Genomic DNA, 5,018 nt, shown 5'->3' on the forward strand with positions numbered 1-5,018 from the left:
CGAAGGCGTGAAGCGCCTGACCGGCTCTCGTCGCCGCGGCCTTGTTGCCGGTGTCCGCTTTGTTCTGTGGCGTGAGGGCCGGATTCCGCTGATGTCTATGTGATGAGTTCGATGGCGCAGCGGGGGCCGGCCGCGGCGACGTACTTGGCGTCGCAGGTGAGAAGGACCGCGTCGATCTGTTCCGCCAGCGCGACGTAGCCGGCGTCGTAGGCGGTCATGTTTTCCCGCAGTTCCCAGACGCGTTGAGCGGTCGGTCCGCCGAGCGGTTCACGACGGATCGGCAGGCGGATCAGGTTGGCGATGAGCGTCGGGGTGTGCTCGGCGAGACGGCGCGTACGTCGGGCCAGGCCGCGGAGCGCCGAGATGACCTCGATGTCCAGGTGGGCAGGGGCGTAGGAGGCGTCGCCGCCGACGATCCGGTCCCTTGCCGCCTTGCGCCGAGGGCTGTCGTCCCCGGCGAGCAGATCGACGATCACGGACGCGTCGACGACGATCAGCCCCACCGTGCATCCTCCGCATCACGGACCGTGCGCACGGCGACGACCGCGTCGTCCGTTGTGAGCCCAATGGAGGCGCGGGTGCTGTCGATGTCGGCGAGCACTTCGTCCATGGTCGGGGTACTCGCCTCGCGGCTGAGCACGTCGAGCAGGTAGGCGTTCAGCGACTGCCGGCGCGCCTTCGCGCGGGCAGCCAGGGTGGCGCGTACCCGAGCCGGGAGGGCTCGGACGGTGAGATTGGTCGTGATCTCTTCGGTAGAGCTCATGACGTCATTCTAACGTCAAAACAGCGTTACTATAGTAGTAGATCATGCGGGCTGCGCACGTCGCCGCTCGTGCGGATGGGCAGTGGACCATCGGATCGGGCGGACCCGGCTACCGCCTGGCCGCGCGCTCCCTGCCGCCCTGCCGGGGTAGCACCTCGTGCGTACCAGTGATCAGATGCTGCCCGCGGCCTGCCGCCGGGTCGTCCGAAGAGCCCGGCTACGGTGCTGGTATCCCCCCTGTACGGACCGCCCTTTCAGGCATTTATGCCGAGCAGTTCCACTTCGAAGCGGAGAGTGGAGTTGGGCGGGATGACGGGCGGGAAGCCGCGGGCGCCGTACGCGAAGTCGGGTGTGACGGTGAGCACCGCCTTCTGGCCGAGCGACAGCTGAGGGACCCCCTCGTCCCACCCTTTGATCACCTTGCCGACGCCGATCTGGGTCACGAACGGCGAGCCTCTGTCACGGGACGAGTCGAACTTCGTGCCGTCGAGCAAGGTGCCAACGTAGTGAATCTGCACGGTGTCCCCCTTCCCGGGGAAGGTCTTGCCGTCTCCCGGCGAAAGGGTCTCAACCGACACGCCCATGCGACCAGCCTTTCCTCGATGATGGGACCAGCCCCAGCAGACCTGCCCTGGCTGGAGCCGAGCACGCCGCCGTCACGGATCTCCGCACCCCGCGGGCAGGAACCGGGGCGTCCAGGGAAGTATGTCAGTCAGGCGAACTTACCTTCTCGACGCTCGTTCGAGCCTGCTCGTCCGACGGCCCGCCACAGCAGCCGATCAGGCCGCTTCGGTGAAGCTGCCGCGCGCCTCCTGCCGACGATCGGCCGCATTCTGGCGGGCCGCGCTCTGAGGCGAGCGGTGCGGCGCCGCCTGCCGCGCGGTGAGCGACGGAGTGGTGGGCAGCCTGGACTTCTAGATCGTTATGATGTCGATGAGGTCCTCGAGGCCGGCGAGGCCGGCGGCGTTGCGGGTGTAAACGCTGGCTTCGTGGGCGTGCGCGGTGGCCGCGATCAGCAGGTCCATCGTCCGGGCGCGCGGTTGGCGTCCGATCTCGACGACGCGAGCAGCGAGCCGGCTGTAGCTGTCAGCGACGGCATCATCGACGGGTAGCGGGTCGAACCGTCGTTGCAGTGCGCTGAGACGGGTGAGTCGGTTCGCGCGGACCTCGGAGGTCTTCGCGACCAGGACGCCGAACTGAAGCTCGGCGATGCTGATGACGCTGACCGCGAGTTCGCCGGGGATCGGCGCGACATCGGTGGCGACCAGCACGCTGGTGTCAAGGATGCCGCGGTTCACCGATCTTCCCAGGGGTCTGTGACGGTGCCGTCGACGAGGTCGCGATCACCGGGCCAGTCGGTGTCGGCCGGCAGAGCGAAGACATCCGCGAGGTCGTCCCAGCGTCGCCATGCGCGCGGGGTCATCGGGCCGAGAACGGCCGCCGGCCGGCCGGAGACGGTGATGGTCAACCGCTCGCCGGCCTGGGCGCGCCGCACCAGTTCGCTGGCGTTCTGCCGCACCTCACGAAGCCCTATCTCATTCACCTTTCCAGGATAGCACTTGTGCTACCTGCTGGCGTGGGCTGAGCTGGTTCAGGTGGTGGCTACCAGCACGTCCTCTCCGGTTGACGGGCGCAGGCCGTCGGTCCGACCGGCGAAGTAGCGCTCGGCGAGCGCGGTTCCCGACACGTGTCGGACGTCCTTGAAGCCGGCTTCGCGGGCCAGCGCCAGCATCTCGTCCGGCGTGTAGAAGCTGATGAACGGTGTGCCGGCTGCTTCCGTGGTCCCGTGACGGGTGTCCTCGAACGGGGAGACCATCTCGACGGCGGGGCCGGGACGGAACGCGTCCGCCTTCTACTGGAGAAAGCGGATGTCGGTGTCACCGGTCAGGTGCCACGACCGGTTGAGCAGAGTGCACTCGCCGACGGCACCGGGCCCGCCTGCCCGTCCTCCGATCAATGATCTGCGAGCGATATCGACGACAGGCCACTCGCAGGATCAATCTTGCTCCGCTCTCGTTGTCTTCAGCCAGCTCCGGGGGAGGAATCGAGGTTGGTCAGGATTCCGCGGTTGTCCGGGTCCGGGACGCTCGGCGGTTTCGGCGCAGGATGGTGAATGCCAGGGCTGCGAGCAGCAGTACGGCGATGCCGATCGCGCCTGTGAGGTAGTTCCTGCTGGCTGTCGATGTTGTCTTTACGGGCGCGGGCGTACCGGGGTGACGGGGGAAGGTGACAGTGGCCTGGGCGCTCTGTTCGGTGAGTCCGCTTTTGAGGTGGATCCGTGCCTTCCACGGGCCGTCGGGTAGTTGGCTGTCGAGCACCACGGTGACCGGTTCGGTCTGGCCGGGGGCGAGGGTCGTGCCGAGCTTGGCTGGGAATGGCCGGGTGTTCAGGCCGCCGGGGCCTTCGGTGAGGGTGAGTTCGCCGCTCATGTCCAGAGCCCGGCCGCCGGTGTTGTGGACCTGCGCGGTGAGGACCGGCCGCCCGTCGGGCAGACGTTCCGGTGTCAGCGAGTCGATGGCGAAGTTAGGCGCTGGGGGCCCGCCTGGTCCGACGGCCAGATAGACCCGGACGCCGACCCGGTTGACCTCGACGATGCCTTTGTCCTGCGTGTCCTGCGTGTCCTGCGACGCGACCGTGCTGCTGGTCTCGGCCCAGATCCCGGCGTAACGCTCTCCGGGGGAGGCGTCGCGGGGGACCGTGATGGTCGCCGTGACGGGGGCGGAGGCGCCAGGCGGCAGGATCAGGGTGTCAGGGCTCAGGCTGATCCAGGTGGTCAGGTCGTTGTGAGTGTGTCCGGCGGCGACGTTGAACGTCCCGTTCTCGACCGAAGCCGCGCCCGGATAGACCGTCAGCCGTGCTTCCGAACCACTTTTGTTGGTGACTTCGATATGCCGATGGATCACGGCGCCCAGCGGCAGGTAGTCGACGATGTAGATCCGTGCCCGCGGGTTTTCCTGTTCGCTGGTCGGGGCGTCGAGCAGCCGGATGCCGATACTTCCCGGTCGGGAATCCGTGGCTCGCGCGGGTGCGGTGAGCGCACCTGTGGCCGGGATGAGGATCCCGGCCACAAGCACGGCGAGTGTGGTCAGAACACGTCGCACGGTGGATTACGCTCCGTCAGATGACCGAGTGGGTGACGACCGAGCTGTAGGTTCCGGAGATCGCCCCTGCGGGAATGGTCGCGGTAATGGTCGGATTCCACGTGGCCGTGTTGTCGCCCCCACCAGGCCATGTGGGGTTGAGCACGACCGGGTTCTGCGGGGTCGTGGAAAGCGTCAGGGGTGTGGTGATCGTCCACTGGCTGATCGGGATTCCGGTGGATGTGACGACGCCGGTGTCGTACGAGGCGGCGAGAGTGTGCGTCCCGTTTTGGAATGGTGTCGCCGAGACTGACGCGGTCCAGGACGCGGGGTCGACGCTGCGGTTGTCGGTGACCGTTACCGAGCCCAGCTGGCCGCTGAGCGTGGACGAGGTCACTGCTCCCGTGGCGAGCGTGACCGGGCCGGCCGGCACGCTGATGTCGAGCGTTCCCCCGGTCAGGTCGAAGTTTGCCGTGGTATTTCCGGATCCGGCTGCCGCGGCGGGTAGTGCGGTGGCGGTGGCCAGGACTACGGCCCCCAGGAGAGCCGTCGTGATTTTGCGCAAAGTATGCCTCACAGTGGCGATTAACTAGGTGTCCATATTTGGACGAAATTGACCCAGTCTGGGTCGCAAGTCAGAAGATATTACTCTCAGTACATGGTTGTCAACCATGAGTAGCGTAACGTGTCGTGGTGGTGTCATGGCCGGCATGACCGGCAGGTCGCGCAAGGCCGTACCACGGGGCGCTGGCGTGATCCATCTGGCTTTGACCCGCGGTGGCCATGGGGGCCATAGGGGCCGCAGGGGCCGCAGAGGCCGCAGAGGCCGCAGATGTGGACCGAGAAGCGGCACCGGAACCGGGCCACCGCTGAGTCAGGCCGGAAGGCGCGGGCTCAGGTCGGAACGCATGAGCTCGGATTGGAACGGGCCTGCCCCGTCCGGGCCTGTCCGGTCAGGTGGCCAGCAGAACGAAGACGGGGAAGGCACAGATGGCGGCGGCGGTGAGGTAGATCGCGATGTGGGCCCACAGCGGCGCCCGGCGCGTGGGCTCCAGCAGGCGCGAGATGCGTGCGATCACCGGGGCATGGATGGGGGAGGGGTGAACATGCCGGGCAGCCGGGTGGCCTGCCGTGCCACCTTGGCCGCCCTGGCCGCTACGTCCACCGCCGAGCCG

The 5,018-nt window shown here is 67.5% G+C and carries 9 protein-coding genes; all 9 read right to left on the reverse strand.

Annotated features, from left to right (window positions below; translation table 11 throughout):
* Positions 1 to 95: 95 nt before the first annotated feature.
* The 9 genes from AC5LSR_RS02415 to AC5LSR_RS02455 all read right to left on the reverse strand — a co-directional run bounded on the left by AC5LSR_RS02415 (position 96) and on the right by AC5LSR_RS02455 (position 4,922).
* Complete coding sequence (locus tag AC5LSR_RS02415; RefSeq protein WP_250286411.1) at positions 96 to 503, reverse strand: type II toxin-antitoxin system VapC family toxin; 408 nt, start codon at positions 501 to 503, stop codon at positions 96 to 98.
* Positions 494 to 763 carry a hypothetical protein gene (locus AC5LSR_RS02420; RefSeq protein ID WP_250286410.1) on the reverse strand — a complete coding sequence of 90 codons (270 nt, stop codon included), beginning with the start codon at positions 761 to 763 and terminating at the stop codon, positions 494 to 496. The genes AC5LSR_RS02415 and AC5LSR_RS02420 overlap by 10 nt, the downstream gene beginning before the upstream one ends.
* Before the next feature lie 254 nt (positions 764 to 1,017).
* Positions 1,018 to 1,347: an FKBP-type peptidyl-prolyl cis-trans isomerase gene (locus AC5LSR_RS02425; protein WP_250286409.1), complete on the reverse strand. Its 330-nt coding sequence runs from the start codon at positions 1,345 to 1,347 to the stop codon at positions 1,018 to 1,020.
* A gap of 330 nt (positions 1,348 to 1,677) precedes the next feature.
* Positions 1,678 to 2,061 (reverse strand): type II toxin-antitoxin system VapC family toxin, encoded by a 384-nt coding sequence (locus AC5LSR_RS02430; protein WP_250286407.1) that lies wholly within the window; start codon positions 2,059 to 2,061, stop codon positions 1,678 to 1,680.
* Entirely contained in the window at positions 2,058 to 2,306 is a 249-nt protein-coding gene (locus AC5LSR_RS02435) for a type II toxin-antitoxin system Phd/YefM family antitoxin (RefSeq protein WP_445548219.1), read from the reverse strand. The genes AC5LSR_RS02430 and AC5LSR_RS02435 overlap by 4 nt, the downstream gene beginning before the upstream one ends.
* Before the next feature lie 48 nt (positions 2,307 to 2,354).
* Complete coding sequence (locus tag AC5LSR_RS02440) at positions 2,355 to 2,579, reverse strand: hypothetical protein (RefSeq protein WP_493464419.1); 225 nt, start codon at positions 2,577 to 2,579, stop codon at positions 2,355 to 2,357.
* A gap of 238 nt (positions 2,580 to 2,817) precedes the next feature.
* Entirely contained in the window at positions 2,818 to 3,864 is a 1,047-nt protein-coding gene (locus AC5LSR_RS02445) for a COG1361 family protein (RefSeq protein WP_250289812.1), read from the reverse strand.
* A 16-nt stretch (positions 3,865 to 3,880) separates the two neighbouring features.
* Entirely contained in the window at positions 3,881 to 4,408 is a 528-nt protein-coding gene (locus AC5LSR_RS02450; RefSeq protein WP_250286403.1) for a hypothetical protein, read from the reverse strand.
* Positions 4,409 to 4,796: 388 nt separating this feature from the next.
* On the reverse strand, positions 4,797 to 4,922 hold the full coding sequence (locus AC5LSR_RS02455; protein ID WP_493468103.1) for a hypothetical protein: 126 nt from the start codon (positions 4,920 to 4,922) through the stop codon (positions 4,797 to 4,799).
* Positions 4,923 to 5,018: the final 96 nt, after the last annotated feature.

It is taken from the genome of Protofrankia sp. CiP1_Cm_nod4 (genome assembly GCF_982290645.1).